The organism is Phycicoccus sp. Soil802 (genome assembly GCF_001429605.1).
GTDB lineage: Bacteria > Actinomycetota > Actinomycetes > Actinomycetales > Dermatophilaceae > Pedococcus.
This window is the reverse complement of sequence record NZ_LMSS01000001.1, coordinates 271986-289241: the sequence shown is the minus strand read 5'-3', so window position 1 is coordinate 289241 and position 17256 is coordinate 271986. Positions and strand designations below refer to the sequence as shown.

Annotated in this window: 14 protein-coding genes; 5 read left to right on the top strand and 9 right to left on the bottom strand. The window is 72.0% G+C overall.

Annotation, left to right across the window (positions count from 1 at the left end; translation table 11 throughout):
• Positions 1 to 25 precede the first annotated feature (25 nt).
• The 3 genes from ASG91_RS01285 to ASG91_RS01275 are packed head-to-tail and all read right to left on the bottom strand — an operon-like array spanning position 26 to position 2677.
• A complete protein-coding gene (locus ASG91_RS01285) occupies positions 26 to 907 on the bottom strand; it encodes an inositol monophosphatase family protein (RefSeq protein WP_056920800.1) in 882 nt (293 codons plus the stop codon).
• Between the two features lie 2 nt (positions 908 to 909).
• Positions 910 to 2028 (bottom strand): ferrochelatase, encoded by a 1119-nt coding sequence (locus tag ASG91_RS01280; protein WP_056920799.1) that lies wholly within the window; start codon positions 2026 to 2028, stop codon positions 910 to 912.
• 13 nt (positions 2029 to 2041) lie between these two features.
• Entirely contained in the window at positions 2042 to 2677 is a 636-nt protein-coding gene (locus ASG91_RS01275) for a trimeric intracellular cation channel family protein (RefSeq protein WP_056920798.1), read from the bottom strand.
• Between the two features lie 126 nt (positions 2678 to 2803).
• Here ASG91_RS01275 and sepH point away from each other — a divergent pair, with 126 nt between their 5' ends.
• Entirely contained in the window at positions 2804 to 4012 is a 1209-nt protein-coding gene (gene sepH / locus ASG91_RS01270; protein ID WP_162257488.1) for a septation protein SepH, read from the top strand.
• 27 nt (positions 4013 to 4039) lie between these two features.
• Here sepH and ASG91_RS01265 read toward each other — a convergent pair whose 3' ends face one another.
• From ASG91_RS01265 to ASG91_RS01240, 6 genes are all read right to left on the bottom strand, one after another.
• Complete coding sequence (locus ASG91_RS01265) at positions 4040 to 4714, bottom strand: thymidine kinase (protein WP_056920796.1); 675 nt, start codon at positions 4712 to 4714, stop codon at positions 4040 to 4042.
• A gap of 11 nt (positions 4715 to 4725) precedes the next feature.
• On the bottom strand, positions 4726 to 5874 hold the full coding sequence (locus ASG91_RS01260; RefSeq protein WP_056920795.1) for an alkaline phosphatase family protein: 1149 nt from the start codon (positions 5872 to 5874) through the stop codon (positions 4726 to 4728).
• Between the two features lie 94 nt (positions 5875 to 5968).
• Positions 5969 to 6604 carry a DUF5998 family protein gene (locus ASG91_RS01255; RefSeq protein WP_235545308.1) on the bottom strand — a complete coding sequence of 212 codons (636 nt, stop codon included), beginning with the start codon at positions 6602 to 6604 and terminating at the stop codon, positions 5969 to 5971.
• A 48-nt stretch (positions 6605 to 6652) separates the two neighbouring features.
• Entirely contained in the window at positions 6653 to 9319 is a 2667-nt protein-coding gene (locus ASG91_RS01250) for a bifunctional GNAT family N-acetyltransferase/acetate--CoA ligase family protein (RefSeq protein WP_056921209.1), read from the bottom strand.
• Between the two features lie 65 nt (positions 9320 to 9384).
• The gene (locus ASG91_RS01245; protein ID WP_056920794.1) at positions 9385 to 10830 is read right to left on the bottom strand and encodes a sialidase family protein; all 1446 of its coding nucleotides are present in this window, start codon (positions 10828 to 10830) and stop codon (positions 9385 to 9387) included.
• Complete coding sequence (locus ASG91_RS01240; RefSeq protein ID WP_157605912.1) at positions 10827 to 11477, bottom strand: RNA polymerase sigma factor; 651 nt, start codon at positions 11475 to 11477, stop codon at positions 10827 to 10829. Before ASG91_RS01240 ends, ASG91_RS01245 begins: the two co-directional genes overlap by 4 nt.
• A gap of 14 nt (positions 11478 to 11491) precedes the next feature.
• Here ASG91_RS01240 and ASG91_RS01235 point away from each other — a divergent pair, with 14 nt between their 5' ends.
• The 4 genes from ASG91_RS01235 to ASG91_RS01220 all read left to right on the top strand — a co-directional run bounded on the left by ASG91_RS01235 (position 11492) and on the right by ASG91_RS01220 (position 17130).
• On the top strand, positions 11492 to 12121 hold the full coding sequence (locus ASG91_RS01235; RefSeq protein WP_056920792.1) for a nitroreductase family protein: 630 nt from the start codon (positions 11492 to 11494) through the stop codon (positions 12119 to 12121).
• 66 nt (positions 12122 to 12187) lie between these two features.
• Positions 12188 to 14635, top strand: a complete 2448-nt coding sequence (locus ASG91_RS01230; RefSeq protein ID WP_056920791.1) for a DNA topoisomerase (ATP-hydrolyzing) subunit A — start codon at positions 12188 to 12190, stop codon at positions 14633 to 14635.
• A 10-nt stretch (positions 14636 to 14645) separates the two neighbouring features.
• On the top strand, positions 14646 to 15671 hold the full coding sequence (locus tag ASG91_RS01225; protein ID WP_157605910.1) for a sucrase ferredoxin: 1026 nt from the start codon (positions 14646 to 14648) through the stop codon (positions 15669 to 15671).
• Between the two features lie 190 nt (positions 15672 to 15861).
• Positions 15862 to 17130 carry an ABC transporter substrate-binding protein gene (locus tag ASG91_RS01220; protein ID WP_056920789.1) on the top strand — a complete coding sequence of 423 codons (1269 nt, stop codon included), beginning with the start codon at positions 15862 to 15864 and terminating at the stop codon, positions 17128 to 17130.
• Positions 17131 to 17256 lie beyond the last annotated feature (126 nt).

The window sequence follows — 17256 nt, the reverse complement described above, 5'->3', positions numbered from 1 at the left end:
TCCTGCGCGGGGTGTGGCCGCTGCGTCACAGGGTCGAGTCGGTGCCGGCCCGCTCGGCGGCGCGGAGCACCACCTCGTGCAGGGCGGTATGCAGCGTGGGCGCCGCCGCGACCACCATCCGGTCGCTGGGTGGCTCGCCTCCCAGGCCGGAGAACACCCCGCCCGCCTCGACCAGCACCAGCCAGGCGGCGGCCATGTCCCACGGGTTGAGGCCACGCTCGTAGTAGGCGTCGAGGCTGCCGGCGGCGACCGCACAGATGTCGAGGGCGGCGCTCCCGATCCGGCGGATGTCGCGGACCTCGGGCAGCACGTCCATCAACACCGTCGCCTGCCACTGCCGCCGGGCCGTGTCGTAGCCGAAGCCGGTGCCCACCAGGGCGTGGCCCAGGGACGGCGGCTCAGCGAGCTCGAGGCGGCGCTCCGGCGCCCGTCCCCCCTCGAGCCTGGCCCCGCCGCCGGCCCGCGCACGGAAGAGCTCGCCCGTCACCGGGTTGAAGACCGCACCGGCCACCGGTCGCCAGGCTCCGGGGACCGTGGGGTCGCCGACCACGGCAGCCACCGACACCGAGTACGAGGGGATGCCGTAGAGGTAGTTGACGGTCCCGTCGATGGGGTCGACGACCCAGGTGATCGCCGAACGCCCGTCGGTGCCGCCCTCCTCCTCGCCGAGGAAGCCGTCCTGGGGCCGGGCCTCCTGCAGCCGGGTCCGCAGCAGGTCCTGCGCCCGCTGGTCCATCACGGTGACGACATCCGTCGCGGTGCTCTTGGTCTTGGAGACCCCCAGGTTCGGGGGGCGCTCGTCGACGATGAGCCGGCCTGCCTCGACGGCGACCTCGACGGCGAGCGCCTCGAGGCCCTCCAGGGTGGCGTCGTCGGGGGTGCTGAGGTCGGGGGTCGCGAGGTCCATGGTCAGTCCCGCCCGCAGAGCGCCGGCTTGGCCGCACGCAGGTTGGGGCAGCACCCGGGGGCGCACACCGACGGCATCGGCGCGCGGCCCGGCCACGCAGGGACGACCGGCTCCTCACCGCGCGCCTGGGCGGCGCGTTCGAGCACGAGGTCGACGAGGCCGGACACGAACTCGGGGTCGACCCCGACGGTGGGCACCCGCACGAGCCGGAGCCCGAGGCGGTCTGCCGTCGCGGCGGCCTCGGTGTCGAGGTCGTAGACGACCTCCATGTGGTCCGACACGAAGCCGATGGGGGCCAGCACGACGGTCGTGGCGCCCTCGGCGGCGAGCTCCTCGAGCCGGTCGTTGACGTCTGGCTCGAGCCACGGCTGGGAGGGCGGTCCCGACCGCGAGCAGAACACCAGCTCGCCGGCGAAGTCCGTGTCGAGGGTCGCGTTGACCTCGTCGGTGATGGCCGCCCCGAGCGCGATGTGCTGGTGGCTGTAGGCGTTGCCGTCCTCGTCGCCGGGGCCGGACGTGTCGTCCATCGCCGTGGGGATCGAGTGCGTGACGAAGAGCAGGCGGATGCCCTCCCGGTCCACCCCGTCCCGCAGGGCTCCTCGCACGGCGTCGGTCACCAACCGGGTGTTGGCACGCGCGAACCCCGGGTGGTTGGCGTAGGGACGGACCTTGTCGAGCTCGATGACGATGCCGCTCTCGGCCACCGACTCCTGCGCGGCGGCGAGGTCCTCGCGGTACTGCCGGCACGAGGAGTAGGAGGAGTAGGCGCTCGTGACCACGGTGACCAGCCGCCGCATACCCTGTCGGGCCGCCTCGGCGAGCGCCTCGGCAGTGAACGGGGTGAAGTTGCGGTTGCCCCAGATCACCGGCGTCGAGATCCCGCGCCGGTCCAGCTCGACTCGCAGGGCCGCCAGCAGCGCGCGGTTCTGGTCGTTGATGGGGCTGCGGCCGCCGAAGCCGTAGTAGTGCTCGCCCACCTCTTCGAGGCGCTCGTCAGGGATGTTCTTGCCTGCCGTGACGGTGCGCAGGAACGGCAGCACGTCCTCGGGCTTCTCCGGCCCGCCGAAGGACAGCAGCAGGATGCCGTCGTAGGGCTCGAGGGGTCGCTCGTCCGTGGTCATCCGGTGGGTCCGATCATGTGAGGTCTCCCGTGCGCAGTGGTTTGGGGGCGTGGACGTCGAGGACGACCGCCACCATCCGCATGACGAAGACGAGTGCGACACACCCCCAGATGGTGAAGGAGTTGACGAGGTCGTAGTGGTGGGCGGTGACCATCAGGATCGAGCCGAGCAGCGCCGGGAGCGCGTACATCTCCCGACGCAGCACCTCGGGCACCTGGCCGGCCAGGACGTCGCGGATGATGCCGCCGCCGACTGCGGTGATGCCACCCACGAACACGGAGGTGAGCGGGTCCATCCCGGCTCCGAGGGCCTTGAGCGACCCCCCGATGGCGAAGACGGCCAGGCCCGCGGCGTCGAGCACGCGGACGAAGCGGGAGATGCGCTCGACGCCCGGGTGGTAGAGGAAGGTGACCAGTCCGGCGGCGAGCGAACAGGTCAGCAGCCGCCAGTCGGAGATGCCCACGGGTGGCAGGGCACCGATGAGGACGTCCCGGATCACCCCTCCTCCGAGGGCGGCCGCCCCGGACAGGACGAGCACCCCGAACAGGTCGAGCCGCTTCTTGACGGCCACCAGCCCACCGGACAGCGCGAAGGCGAACACCCCGACGAGGTCGAGGGCCAGCTGGAGGTGTGCGTCGAAGGTGAGCATCGCGAGTCAAAACTACCGTTGCGGCGTGGTCGCTTTCGCCTCGACCTCGGGGATGGCAGAGTCAGCAGCACGGTGCCCGATCCACGAGCGAGGGCGATACGGGAGACCATGCCGATACTGGAGACGATGGCAATGCGGGATTTGCGGCTGATCGGTGTGCAGGAGGACGGCCAGCACCTGCTGCTGTCCGATTCCGACGGAGAGCGCTTCCGCGTCCAGCTCGACGAACCCCTGCGGGCCGCGGCCCGGCGGGACCGGCCCCGCCTCGGACAGCTCCAGATCGAGATCGACGGCGGGATGCGGCCGCGTGAGGTGCAGGCCCTGATCCGTGGTGGGCTCTCGGCCGAGGAGGTCGCTGAGCGGTCCGGCTGGCCGGTGGAGAAGGTCCGACGCTACGAAGGGCCGATCCTCGCCGAGCGCGAGTACGTCGCGGGCCTGGCCCGTGCCGTCCGCCTCCGTGGTCGCTCGGTGGGCGGCGCCAGCGCTCCCACCCTGTCGGCCCGCGTGAGCCAGCGGCTCTCCGGCCGCGGGGTGGACCCCGCCTCGGCGGACTGGGACTCGGCTCGCAGCACGGAGGGCGACTGGACGATCATCCTCACCTTCCCCGCGGGCGGTCGCGAACGCCAGGCCCGGTGGTCCTTCGACGTGCAGGCGCGCACCGTCGCGGCGGCCGACGACGAGGCGCGGTGGCTCAGCGAGGAGGACGTGTCCGGCACGAGCTCACCCCTGCCGGCGCCGCACCTCGTCTCCGCCCCGGTGCGGGCGACCACCGTCTACGACGTCGAGGCCGAGGGCGGGGTGGGTTCGGCCCGACGGGCAGCCGCACGCTCGTCCGCCACCACCGCTGGCCCGCACGACGAGCCGCTCGACCTGATGTCCGCCATGCGCGAGCGGGCCTCGCATCGCGGCCGCCCGCGTCGTCGCAAGAGCCCCGCCACCCAGACCCCCGGCGACGACACCCCGCGCGATGACGCGCTGCCCCTCGAGGACCTGGCCTACGACCCCGAGTCCATGCCGCCTCCCCCGGCGGCCCGTGGCCCGCACCCCCTCGACGAAGGCCCCGAGGACGGCTCCGTCGGGCACGACGTGCTGCCAGCGGCGCCGGAGCCCCCAGCCGAGCCCCCGGCCCAGCCCCAGGGCTCGCCGCAGGGCTCGCCGCCGAGTGATGCAGCAGACGACCCGCACGAGAGCGAGCCGGAGGTCGGGGCGACGCCCGAGCCGCCTGCCGAGGATGAGCCGACCCACCGTCCTGCTGCGGGTTCGGGCAAGAAGTCCGCGCGCCGCAGCGTGCCCAGCTGGGACGACGTCATGTTCGGGGCCAAGCCCCGCGACTAGCCGACGCCCGACACGACGCCGGTTCGACTAGCCCTGCGGCACCGGGCAGACGTCGAGGTCGAACGGCAGCACGTCCGGTGAGGTGGCCGCGGCCCGCGCGGCGGCCGAGTTCATCCGCCGCATGAAGTGCCGGCGGCACAGCACCTCGTACTCCACGAGCGTCTCGGTGCCGGGCTTGGTGTCGCCGACGACGACCTGCTCACCCTCGACCACCATCACCCCGTCGACCACCCGGGCGTTGTGGGTGGCGCGGCGGCCACACCAGCACAGGGCCTCGACCTGCAGCACCGAGACCCGGTCGGCCAGCTCGATCATCCGGCGCGACCCGGGGAACAGCTGGGTGCGGAAGTCGGCGGTGATGCCGAACGCGAACACGTCGATGCCCATCTCGTCGACCAGCTTCGCGAGCTGTTCGACCTGCTCGGGGGTGTAGAACTGCACCTCGTCGCAGATGAGGTAGTCGACCCGCAGCCCACTGGTCGCGTGCTCGACGACGGCCTCCCAGAAGTCGAGGTCGTCGCTGACCTCGTGGGCGGCGGTCGACAGGCCCAGCCGGGACGACAGCACGTCGCTGCCGGCGCGGTCGAGCTTGGTGTAGATCAGGCCCGACCGACCCCGCGCCTGGTGGTTGTGGTCCATCTGGAGCGCAAGGGTCGACTTGCCGCAGTCCATGGTCCCGGAGAAGAAGACGAGCTCAGCCACGAGAGGACACCCTAGGCGTTGTCCCGCGCCGGGACGTGGAACCACGGCACGGCGGACTCCTCGGGGGTCAGGGATCCGTGCAGACCGAGCAGGGCGAGCAGCTGCGGACGAGCCCGGCGCGAGTCGACGATGGCGAAGTTGTCGCGCATCGCCACGACGAGGTCACCGATGCGGGCCCGGTTGACCTCGCTGACCGGACCGAACCACCCCTCGCGGGTGGCCTCCTCGCGGGTGCGGATCCAGGCTCGCTCCCCCACCCGGTCGGCCCAGGTCTGGGCGACGTCGGCGGCCGCCCCCTCCTCGCAGTAGAGCTGCAGGGCGCGCGGCTCCCCGCCGACGTGGCGGATGCCCGCGGCCAGCTCGGCGTCGTGGGCCAGGTCGATCCGCAGGGCGTGCGGGGCGTCGACCATGCCGTGGTCGGCGGTGATGTGGACCGCGGTGTCGCTGGGCGCCGAGCGCACCAGCCGACCGAGCTCGGCATCGATCGCCTCGAGCTCGTCGCCCCACTCCCACGACTGGCAGCCGTGCACGTGCCCCACCTTGTCGAGCTCGCCCCAGTAGAGGTAGACCAGCGACCGGGCGCCGGCCCGCACCGCCGCCAGGCTCGCGTCGACCCGGTCGGCGAGGGTGTCCGCGGCGCGAAAGCTCCCACCCCGTAGGGCTGCTCGGGTCAACCCGGACCCGTCGAAGAACCCCGGGCCGATGCGGGTGACGGCCACCCCGGCAGCTTCGGCGACCTCGAAGACGGTCTGCTGCGGCTGCCAGGCGACGGGGTCGGGACCGTCCTCCCAGGACAGCTCGTTGACCAGCCGGTCCTCGCCCGGCACCAGCACCTCGTAGCCCAGCAGACCGTGCGAGCCGGGCGGAAGTCCGGTGCCGAACGTGCCCATCGAGGTGGCGGTCGTGGCCGGGAACCCGGCCGTGATCCGGTGGGCGGCGGGCAGGAGCGAGCGCAGGAAGGGGGCATGGCCACCGCGCCGACGGATCAGCTCGTAACCCAGCCCGTCCACGAGGACGACGACCGCGCGCCGCGCCTCCGGCAACTGCAGGTGACCGGGACCGGCATAGTGCTGGACGCCCAGGCTGGCGGCGACGGCCGGCAGCACCCCGGCGAGACCGGACTGGTCGTAGCGGGGTGGGAGCAGACCGTCGTGGGGCATCGGCTAGCGGGTCGCCGGGGTCAGGTCGAGCGTTCTGGCCGCAACGGTCGGGTCAGTCGGGTGGAGAGGGGACGGACCGCTGGCGCGACGCACCTCAGCTGCCGATGCTCGCCGAGAGCTCGCGCGCAAACCCCAGGGCGTGCTGCAGGGCCGCCTCGCCCTCGGCGTCGGCGCTGATCCGCAGTGAGATGTCGTCGGAGGCGACGCTGCCCTCGTAGCCGTGGTCGGCGTCACAGTCGGGGTCGGCGCAGGTGGCGGGCATCAGGTCGATCCGGCTGACCGCCCCCCAGCCCAGCGTCAGGGTGATCTCGCGTCCGAGCGACCCCGGCTGGTACTCCTGCGGGCGTGCGACGACGTGCGTGATCATCACGCCGCGCACCGCAGACAGGGGCACGCTCTCGGTCGTGGCGGTCGCGACGTCCTCGTGGCCGGGTCGCTCGTCGGTGTGGTCGTCGGCGTGGGCGATGACCAGCCGGGTAGCGGTCAGGGCCAGCACCGTGATGTGCCGACGGACGACGTCGTGGTCGAACGTCGTCTCCTGGTGCACGAGGTGTGACACGACCTCCTCGGAGCCGAGCGCGGCCTGGACGACGTCCGCCACGAGTGCGGGGTAGTAGCCGGCCCGCTCGATCTCCCGCGTCAGGTCGACCGGGAGGGGGATGAGGGGTGCAGCAATGCCATCAGGCGAGGCCCTGCGTGCTGAAGCATCGTGCGAGGAGGTGGAGCCCATGCGTCCCATCTTGCCCTAGCCCGACGGGTGGCGCTCCGGCCAGGTCGGCTAGGTCAGCGTGCGGCGAGCCTGGTCCTTGCGGCGTGGGGTCGGGGCCAGGGTGACCTCGGCGCCGAGCACGTCGACTCCCCCGACGTGTGCGTTGACCGGGTTGAGCACGAGACTGCCCACCTCCGGCAGGTTGTCGGCCAGCACCGACACGCGGGCGATGAGGTCGGCGAGCGCCGCGCGGTGGACCGGCGCCGCACCACGGTGCCCGTGCAGCATCGGCGACGCCTTCACCGACGAGATGAGGTCGGAGACGTCCACGTCCGTCAACGGCGGGATCCGGTGCCCGATGTCGCCGAGCAGCTCGGTGGGTGGTCCCGCGATGCTGAACGACACGACCGGGCCGAAGAGGGGGTCCTCGTCGGAGCGGACCACGCACGACACCCCCGGCGTGGCCATCCGCTGGATGACGAAGGTGTTGGCCGACATCGGCGCCAGTCGCTCGTTGAGCCCCTCGAACGCCTCCCGCAGCTGCGCCTCCGACCGCAGGTCGACCCGGATCCCACTCAGCCCCGGGGAGTGCCGCATGAGGGGCGCCACCGACTTGATCACGACCGGGTAGCCGATCGCCTCCGCGGCGGTCACCGCCTCGTCGACGGTGCGGGCGGGCACGCTGCCCCAGACCTCGATCCCGTAGGTGGCCAGCAGCTCGGTGACCTCCTGCAGCGTCAACCGCCGCCCTTCGGGCGTCTCCTCGAGGATCCGCTCGACGAACGCCTCGGCGGCCTCGCGGTCGATCCCGACCGGGAGCACCGGTATGCCGCGGTCGCGAGCCCGCCACTCGGCATACCTCGTCGCTGCGGCCAGGGCGCGGACGGCGTCCTCGGGCATGGCATAGGCGGGGACCACCGTGGTGCGTCCGTCGTCGGTCGTGCCGGACAGCCGCTCGAGGACTCCGCGCATGCCGAGGAACGTTGCGAGGCAAGGCTTCTCGTGCTTCATGGCGGCGTCGCGCACGGCGATCGCGACGTCCTCGTCGAGGGTCACCAGGGGTGGGATGAAGCAGGTCAGGACACTGTCGACCTCGGGGTCGGCGAAGGCGTCGGCGAGCGCCTCGGCGAAGCGTTCACCGCTCGCGTCGCTCGGCAGGGAGACCGGTCCGTGGGCGACCTGCAGGCCCCAGCTGACGCACGCCTCCGCGCTCAGCGCGCCCAACGCGTCGGAGTTGCCGATGATGGCCACCCGGTTGCCCTGGGGCAGCGGCTGGTGGACCACCAGCTGCGCGACGTCGAACATCTGGTGCACGTTCTCGACCCGGATCACGCCGGCCTGCCGCAGCATGGCGTCGAAGGCCTCGGGCCGGATCCGGGTGTGTCGCGCGCGGTGGCCAGGGGGGACGCCGTAGGACGACACCCCGGACTTCACGACGATCACGGGCTTGGTGGAGGCGAGCCGCCGGGCGATGCGGGAGAACTTGCGGGGGTTGCCCATCGACTCGAGGTAGAGGCCGACCGCGTCGGTGCTGTCGTCGTCGATCCAGTACTGCATGAAGTCGTTGCCCGAGACGTCGACCCGGTTGCCGGCGGAGGCGAAGACGGAGATGCCGAGGCCGCGGCGGGCGGCCGACGCGAGCACCGCGATGCCCAGGGCCCCGCTCTGGGCGAACAGGCCCAACCGTCCCGGTGGCGGCAGCTCGGGCGCCAGCGACGCGTTGAGCCGCACTGCTGGGTCGTTGTTGATCACCCCGAACGAGTTCGGGCCGAGCACCCGCATCCCGGACTCCCGCGCGGCGGTGAGCAGCTTCGACTGGAGGTCCGCGCCGTCGGGCCCGGACTCGGCGAAGCCGGCGCTGACCACGAGCAGCGTCTTCACCCCCGCCTCGGCACAGTCGGCCACGACGTCGAGGACCTCCTCGGCCGGGACCGCGACCACCGCGAGGTCGACGTCGTCGGGGATCTCGGAGACCCGCGCGTGGGCCGGCAGCCCGAGCACCTCCATGGCCTCGCGGTTGACCGCGTGGACGGCGCCGTTGAAGTCGGCGGCGAGGATGTTGGACAGGATGTGGTGGCCGATCGACTCCGGCCGGCGGCTCGCCCCGACCACGGCGATCGAGTCGGGGAAGAGCACCGAGTGCATGCTGACCGACTCGGCGCGGTGCTCGCGGGACAGCCGAACCGCCTCGGAGCGCTCGGTCGGCTTGATCTGGAAGGTCAGCGAGACGACGCCGTCCTCGAAGCGCCGGCTCACCTCGTAGCCGGCGTCGGAGAAGACCGAGATCATCTTGCGGTTCTGCGGGAGCACCTCGGCGGTGAACTCCTCCACCCCCGACTCCCACGCGATCACGGCGAGGTGCTCGAGCAGCACCGAGCCGATCCCCCGGCCCTGGTAGCTGTCGGAGATGTTGAAGGCCACCTCCGCGCTGGTCGGCGTGATCCGGTCGTAGCGCCCGATCCCGATGATGTCGCCGCGAACGGTCGCCACCAGGGCCACCCGGTCGTGGTAGTCGACGTTGGTGAACCGGGTGACGTCGCGGTCGCTGAGCTGGCGCAGGGGCGCGAAGAAGCGCATGTAGATCGACTCGGCCGACTGGCCGGCGTGGAACCGGTGCACGGCGTCGACGTCGCTCGGCGTGATCGGTCGCAGGTGGGCCACCGACCCGTCTCGCAGGACGACGTCGGCCTCCCACAGCACCGGGTAGCCGGCGGGAAGCGCCGAGGCCTCGCTCATGGCCGAAAGCATGTCACGTCCGGTTGTCCCCGGACCGGCTGACCCGCCCCCGCGGACCGGTTGGTCTACCTGCGGAGCTGGACCTGCTCGAACGTCGCGCCCGAGTCGTGGCTCACCCAGTAGGACCGACCACCGCCGAGGGCGTAGACGAGGCCCCCTCCGGCCGCTCCGACCCACTCGGTGGCGCCGCCGGGCGCGGTCTTCGGACGGGTCCAGGTCCCGCCGCTGTCGCCGCTGGCCATGAGGGTGGGAGCGCCGCCGGGCTCAAGTGCGCTCGTGGGCAAGCCCTGCGACACCGCGACGAAGCGATCGAGGTCGACGGCGGTCAGCCACACCCCCGTCGGCTGGGTGGAGCCCAGCCCCCGGGCGATCCTGGCGTCGGACCAGGTGGCTCCGCGATCGGTCGAGGTCGCCACGCCGTACGAGGCGTGCGCGTCACCGATCTGGCACACCGCGACCAGCCCGCCCTTGCGGTTGGCCGTGCCCCAGACCCAGAGGCCACCGGCCTCCTGGCAGCCTTGCGGGCGGACCAGCGTCACCGGCTTGCCCGAGACGCGGCGTGGCGGCGTGTGGGTGGTCTGGTCGAGGTAGGACACGCTGACGTAGGCGTCGGCGCCGTCCATGCTCAGCCAGGCCGACTCCACTGGCTGCGACACGTTGAGCGACTGCGTCTGCTGCGGGGCGCTGGCCGTGACGTCGAGCGACCTGACGTCGAGACCGGAGCAGCCTCTCGCGCTCCCCGAGTCGGCTCGCTGGCACTTGGCGGCCGTGACCATCCAGACCGTCGACCCGTCCGTCTCCAGCGAGAGGACGGTTCGGCCGCCAACGTCCATTGGCTTCCAGCTGCGCCCGCCGTCCACGGTTCGCATGGTCGCGCTGCCGTACACGAAACCGGTCTCCGGGTCGGCGAAGCGGATGCCGACCAACTGGTTGGGCGCTGCTGGGGTGGCGAGCGGGCCGGGACTGGTCAGCGTCGTGAACGAGGCTCGGGTGGTCCAGGTGGCCCCGTCGTCGTCCGACCCGATGACGGCGGTGCAGGCCCCCTTCGGGCAGGTGGCTTTCCCGAGGCCGAACAGGTGCTTCCCACCGGCATTGGTCATGGACACGACGTCGAAGCTGTTGGGGACGGGCAGCGGGGCCGGCGTCGAAGGAGTGGTGAGCCCGCTCGAGGGAGTGCCGGTGGCGGACGGGCCGCCCACCTTCGGGCTGTCGGTGGCCACCGTCTCGGTCGAGACGGACGCCGTGCTGCTGGCGGGGTTGGCGGCCTGCTCGGTGCCGGGCCCTCGCCCGTTCCCCCACACCACGCCGGCGGCCACGACGACAGCCGCGGCACCCGCGAGGTAGGGCAGCCAGCTGCGGCGCACCGGACGGCGCGCCTCGACGACGATCGACTCCCAGCGGTCGGCGCCGGCCGGCAGGTCGCGGATGTCGGCTCGCTCGCGGGCGAAGAAGTCGGCGACGGGGTCGCGCTGCTCTCCCTCGCCGGGCAGGTCGGACAGGTGGCGGTTCATCGGATCTCTCCCAGCATCGTCGCCATCCGCTGGCGCGCGTCGAACAGGTCCCGCTTGATGGTTCCCTCGGACTTCTCGAGCTGCCTGGCCACGGTGGCCACCGGCAGGTCGGCGAAGTAGTGCAGCATCACCACGACCCGCAGCCGGTCGGGCAGCGCCTCGACGGCGTCCCGGACGGTGAGGGTGGTCGCGTGGTCGGCGTCGGTCGTGAAGTCGTCGCGGCCGGCCTCGTGGCGCTGGTAGGCGGCCGCCTCCCGGCCGCGCTTGCGCCAGTGGTCGCGGACCAGGTTGGCCGTCACGGTGTAGAGCCACGGCCGCGGCTCGTCGACCCGCCCGAACTCCCGGAACAGCTTGAGGAAGGCCTCGGTGGCGAGGTCGTGGGCCAGGTCGGGGTCGCCCACGAGCTTGGCGGTCCACCCCGCGAGGCGGGCGTAGTGCACGTCGTAGAGCTCACGGACGGACGCTTCCACGTCCACGCGGTCTCGCGCCGGCACTGCCACCCCTCCCGTGAGTGCCACCGCGGCCATGGTCGTCATGCCTCGTGGACGCCGCAGGGCGGTCCCGGGTTGGCAGTGCTGGGCGGGTGGGTCGTCGGCCAGTCTTGCAGGCAGCGTGCGCGGGTCCTCCGCCGCCACGACGGAGGCCACGACAGGATGGCCCCATGGAGTTCGCAGACGTGGTCCGGCGGCGCCGCATGGTGCGGCGCTTCGACCCCGACCGCCCCGTCCCGCCGGCCGCCCTCGAGGCGGTCCTGTATGCCGCGCAGCGGGCTCCCAGCGCCGGCTTCAGCCAGGGCTGGGACTTCGTCGTGCTCGTCGAGGACCACGACCGCGCGCGCTTCTGGGGCGCGACCCGGGACCCGGGCTCGGGGGCACCCGACGCCTGGCTGGCGGGTGTCTCGGCCGCGCCGGTACTGGTGCTCTGCCTGTCCGACCCCGACACCTACCTCGACCGCTACGCCGAGCCCGACAAGGGCTGGGACGACCGTGACCCGGCTCGCTGGCCGATCCCCTACTGGGACGTCGACACCGGGATGGCCGCGATGCTGATGCTGCTGGCCGCCGTCGACCAGGGGCTGGGGGCGCTGTTCTTCGGGGTCCCCGCGCCCCGGCACCCGGCGGTGCGGGAGGCCCACGGCATACCCGGGAACCGGCGGCTGGTCGGGGTCGTGGCCCTGGGCCACGAGCTGCGGCGCACCGAGGGGTCCAGCCGGACCCGGCCACGCCGGGCCGCCACCGAGGTCGTGCACCGGGGTCACTTCAGCGGCGAGTCGGGGGCAGGCCCGGTGTAGCCGTGGGACAAGATTGGGGGGATCCCCGCGCCGTGCGGGGACGACCTCGAGGAGTTGCACACACGCATGGCCCGCAAGACCCCAGCCGCACCGGCCGACGACAGCTACGTCGAGCGGATCGTCGACATCGACGTCGAGGAGGAGATGCAGGGGGCGTTCCTCGAGTACGCCTACTCGGTCATCTACTCGCGCGCCCTGCCCGACGCGCGCGACGGCCTCAAGCCGGTGCAGCGCCGCATCCTGTTCTCGATGGCCGAGATGGGGCTGCGCCCCGACCGCGGTCACGTGAAGTCGTCCCGGGTCGTGGGCGACGTGATGGGCAAGTACCACCCCCACGGCGACACCGCGATCTACGACGCCCTGGTCCGCATGGCCCAGCCGTTCACGATGCGGCTGCCGCTCGTCGACGGCCACGGCAACTTCGGCTCGCTCGACGACGGCCCGGCCGCCTCGCGCTACACCGAGGCCCGGCTCGCCGCTGCCGCGATGCTGATGGTCACCGGTCTCGACGAGGAGACCGTCGACTTCATCCCCAACTACGACGACCAGCTCCTCCAGCCCGCGGTCCTCCCCGCGGCGTTCCCCAACCTGCTCGTCAACGGTGCCAGCGGGATCGCCGTCGGCATGGCCACCAACATGGCCCCGCACAACCTCGTCGAGGTGATTGGCGCGGCCCGGCACCTCATCGCCAACCCCACCTGCTCGCTCGACGACCTCATGCGGTTCGTGCCCGGGCCCGACCTGCCCCAGGGCGGGCGGATCATCGGGCTCGACGGGATCCGGGACGCCTACCTCACCGGCCGCGGCAGCTTCCGCACCCGCGCGACCACGCGGATCGAGAAGACCTCACCCCGGCGGATGGGCATCGTCGTCACCGAGCTCCCCTACCTCGTCGGTCCCGAGAAGGTGATCGAGAAGATCAAGGACGCGGTCCAGTCCAAGAAGCTCCAGGGCATCTCTGACGTCAAGGACCTGACCGACCGCAAGCACGGGCTGCGCCTGGTCATCGAGGTGAAGAACGGCTTCAACCCCGACGCCGTCCTCGAGCAGCTCTACAAGCTCACCCCGATGGAGGACTCGTTCTCCATCAACAACGTCGCGCTCGTCGAGGGCCAGCCGAAGACGTTGGGGCTCAAGGACCTGCTGCGCGTCTACGTCGACTTCCGCACCGACGTGGTGCGTCTCCGCACGCAGTACCGGCTGACCAAGTACAAGGACCGCCTGCACCTGGTCGAGGGCTTGCTCATCGCGATCCTCGACATCGACGAGGTCATCCAGGTGATCCGCACGTCGGACGACGCGGCCGCGGCTCGCAGCCGCCTGATCGACGTCTTCGACCTGTCCGAGGCGCAGGCCAACTACATCCTCGAGCTCCAGCTGCGCCGCCTGACCAAGTTCAGCCGGCTCGAGCTCGACAAGGAGAAGACCGATCTCGAGCGGCTCATCGAGGAGCTCGAGGCCATCCTCGGCGACGAGAAGCTGCTGATGAAGACGGTCTCCACCGAGCTCGCCGACGTCGCGAAGGCCCACGGCACGCCGCGGCGGACGGTCCTGCTGGAGTCGGCCGGCGTGCCCGCGACGACCACCACACCGCTCGAGGTCGCCGACGACCCGTGCTGGGTGCTGCTCTCCTCCACCGGGCTGATGGCCCGCACCGGATCCGCCGAGCCGCTGCCGCTGGACTCGGCGCGCAGCAAGCACGACGCCCTCGTGGGAGCGGTCCGCACGACCGCGCGCGGCGAGGTCGGGCTCGTGACGTCGCGGGGCCGGCTCGTGCGGCTCTCCGCGCTGGAGCTGCCGACGCTGCCGCCGACCAACGGCTCGCCCAGCCTGTCGGGGGGTGCGCCCCTCGCGGCCTACGTCGACCTGCCCGCCGGCGAGGAGCCGCTGACCCTGGTGTCGGTCTCCCCAGAGTCGGCCGGCATCGCGCTCGGCACGGCCCAGGGCGTGGTCAAGCGGGTGACGACGGACTACCCGTCCCGTCCCGACTTCGAGATCGTCTCCCTCAAGGACGGCGACGAGGTCGTCGGAGCCGTCGAGCTGGCGACCGGCACGGAGGACCTCGTCTTCATCACCTCCGACGCCCAGCTGCTCCGGTTCGGGGCCGGCGCCGTACGACCCCAGGGACGAGCCGCCGGCGGCATGGCCGGCATCAAGCTCGGGGCCGGGCAGCGGGTCACCTTCTTCGGGGCCGTGCCCCAGGGCGCCGACGGCGTGGTGGTCACCTCCTCCGGCTCCTCGGGGGCGCTCCCCGGCACCGAGCCCGGCTCGCTGAAGGTCACGCCCTACTCGGAGTACCCGCCCAAGGGACGGGCCACGGGCGGGGTGCGCTGCCACCGGTTCCTCAAGGGCGAGGACACTCTCGTCCTCGCCTGGGCCGGCGCGCTGCCGGCCCGGGCCGCGGCCGCCAACGGTGTGGCACTCGACCTGCCCGAGGCCACCGGCCGCCGGGACGGCTCGGGGGTCCCCGCGGCAACCGCCATCGCCCGCATCGCCGGGCCGCCACTCTCGTGACGGCGCGGTCGTGACGTCGACCGGTCCGGCGCGCCCTGTCTCCCACGCGACCCCGGCGCCGGACGCCTGCTCGGTGGGCTTCGACCGCGCCGACGTCAGCGCCTACGGCACGGCCGCTCGAGCCAGCTTCTTCATCGCGCTCGAGCAGTCCGGGCCGTGGGGTCGGGATGCGGCGACCGAGTCGCATCTGCCTGCGGCAGTAGGACGCTCGCTGTCCCAGGCGTGTTCCGCGCGGGGCGGTCGACTCTCACTGATTCGCCGGCCCGGCCGCCACGCCGACGACGCCCACGACGCCGGCCACACGGCATACCTCGCCTGGGCGGGTGAGGCGCCCTGGCTCCTGCAGCTGTCGGTCACGGACCCGGCAACGCTGCTCGACCTCGACCTCGACGCGCTCGCGAGCGGCGACCGCACGGCCGTCCTGGCCACGGCGCCGGGCGCCGCTCCGGCCGAGCCGATCCTCCTGCTGTGCACCAACGGACGCCGCGACGTCTGCTGCGCCGTGCGCGGCCGCCCCGTCGCCCTGGAGTCGTTCGCCCAGCACCCGGGAAGGGTGTGGGAGGCGTCGCACACGGGCGGACACCGGTTCGCCCCGACCGGTGTGCTGCTCCCGCACGGCGCCACGCTGGCCAGGCTCGACGCCGCGGCATGTGCCGAGGTCCTGACCGCGGCCGGCGCCGGCCACCTGCCTCGATCGGTCCTCGGACCGCTACACGACCGCGGGCGCAGCCCCCTGTCCGGTCCCCACCAGGCCGCGGAGTCGTTCGTCCGGCACCATGCGGGGATCACCGACCTGACCGCGCTCAGCGCCGGGGACGCGACGGCCGGCGTGGACGACGGCGCGGACGACGTGGGCGACGGCGCGGACGACGTGGGCGACGGCGCGGACGACGTCGGTGGCTCGTATGTGGTGCGGCACAAGGACGGTCGCGTGTGGGTCGTCGCGCTCGAACGCCGCGCGCACGAGTACCTCCCCGAGTCGTGCGGCAAGGCGGCCGTCCACGTGGCGGACTGGGTCGGGCACCTGGTCGGCTGACGGATCGGGACAACTCCGACTCGTTACGCGTGGATCACCTGCCAGTTACCCAATCGTTACCGGAACGCATGCATCTTCGGATTGCGGCGACGGAGCGTAAACGTTTACATGAACTCGGTTCACCTCAGCGCTGAGGGCAGTCCGCCCCAGCGCAACGCGAGAAGATGGAGGCGGGCGTATGGCCCTTCGAATGCACAAGCGGCGCACCCTCACGGTGATGGCCGGAGCTGTGGCCGTGGCGCTCGTTGCCGCGGCCTGTGGCGGCGATGACGGCGGCACGGGCAGCACGGCTGACTCCGGCGCTGCAGCCCGAGGCCCGATCACCTACGTCCAGGGCAAGGACAACAGCGGTCTGCTCGGCCCCATGGCCGAGAAGTGGAACTCCTCCCACCCGAACGAGAAGGTGACCGTCAAGGAGCAGTCCGACCAGGCCGACCAGCAGCACGACGACCTCGTGCAGCACTTCCAGGCCAAGGACCCGAGCTACGACGTCGTCTCCGTCGACGTCGTCTGGACAGCGGAGTTCGCCGCCAAGGGCTGGCTGACCCCGCTCAAGGACAAGATGGCGCTGCCGACGACCGGGTTCCTCGAGCCGACAGTCAAGGCCGCGACCTACAACAAGACGCTGTTTGCTGCACCGACCTCCTCGGACGGCGCGATGCTCTACTACCGCACCGACCTGGTGAAGACCCCGCCGAAGACCATCGACGAGATGTGGGGCATGTGCTCCATCGCCAAGCAGAACGGCATGGACTGCTTCGCAGGCCAGTTCGCCAAGTACGAGGGCGGCACGTGTAACGCCACCGAGTGGATGAACGCCTACGGCGCCAAGGTCGTCGACGACGCGGGCAAGCCCACCGTCGACTCCCCCGAGGCGGCTGCCGGCCTCAAGGCCCTCGCCGACCACTACAAGAGCGGCGACATCCCGAAGCAGGCGATCACCTACCAGGAGGAGCAGAGCCGTGCGGCCTTCCAGGACGGCAAGCTGCTGTTCCTGCGCAACTGGCCCTACGTCTACAACCTGGCCTCCACGGACAAGTCGTCCAAGGTCAAGGGCAAGTTCGCCGTCGCCCCGCTCCCGGGCGTGAGCGGCCCCGGCACGTCGACGCTCGGTGGCCACATGGCGGCCATCAGCGCCTACTCGAAGTACAAGGCAACCGCCCTGGACTTCCTGAAGTTCCTCACCAGCCCCGAGCAGCAGAAGACCAACATGGAGAAGGGTTCGCTGGCCCCGGTCATCGAGTCCATCTACACCGACGAGGCACTGGTCAAGAAGTACCCGTACCTCCCGGTGCTCAAGGAGTCCATCGCCAACGCGGTCTCCCGTCCCGTCACCCCGTTCTACCCGCAGGTGACCCAGGCCATCCAGGACAACTTCTACGCCGCTATCCAGGGCCAGAAGTCACCTGAGGCCGCGGTGAAGGACATGCAGTCCGCCATGGCGGCAGCCGGCGGCTGACCGGTCTGACGCAACATCCCAAGGTGTGGGGGTGGCCCCCCCGGGGTCACCCCCACACCTGCAGGAACCCTGCCGTTCGCATCCTCGGTCGAAGCTCGACTCGACCCCCATCTCGACCCACCCTGA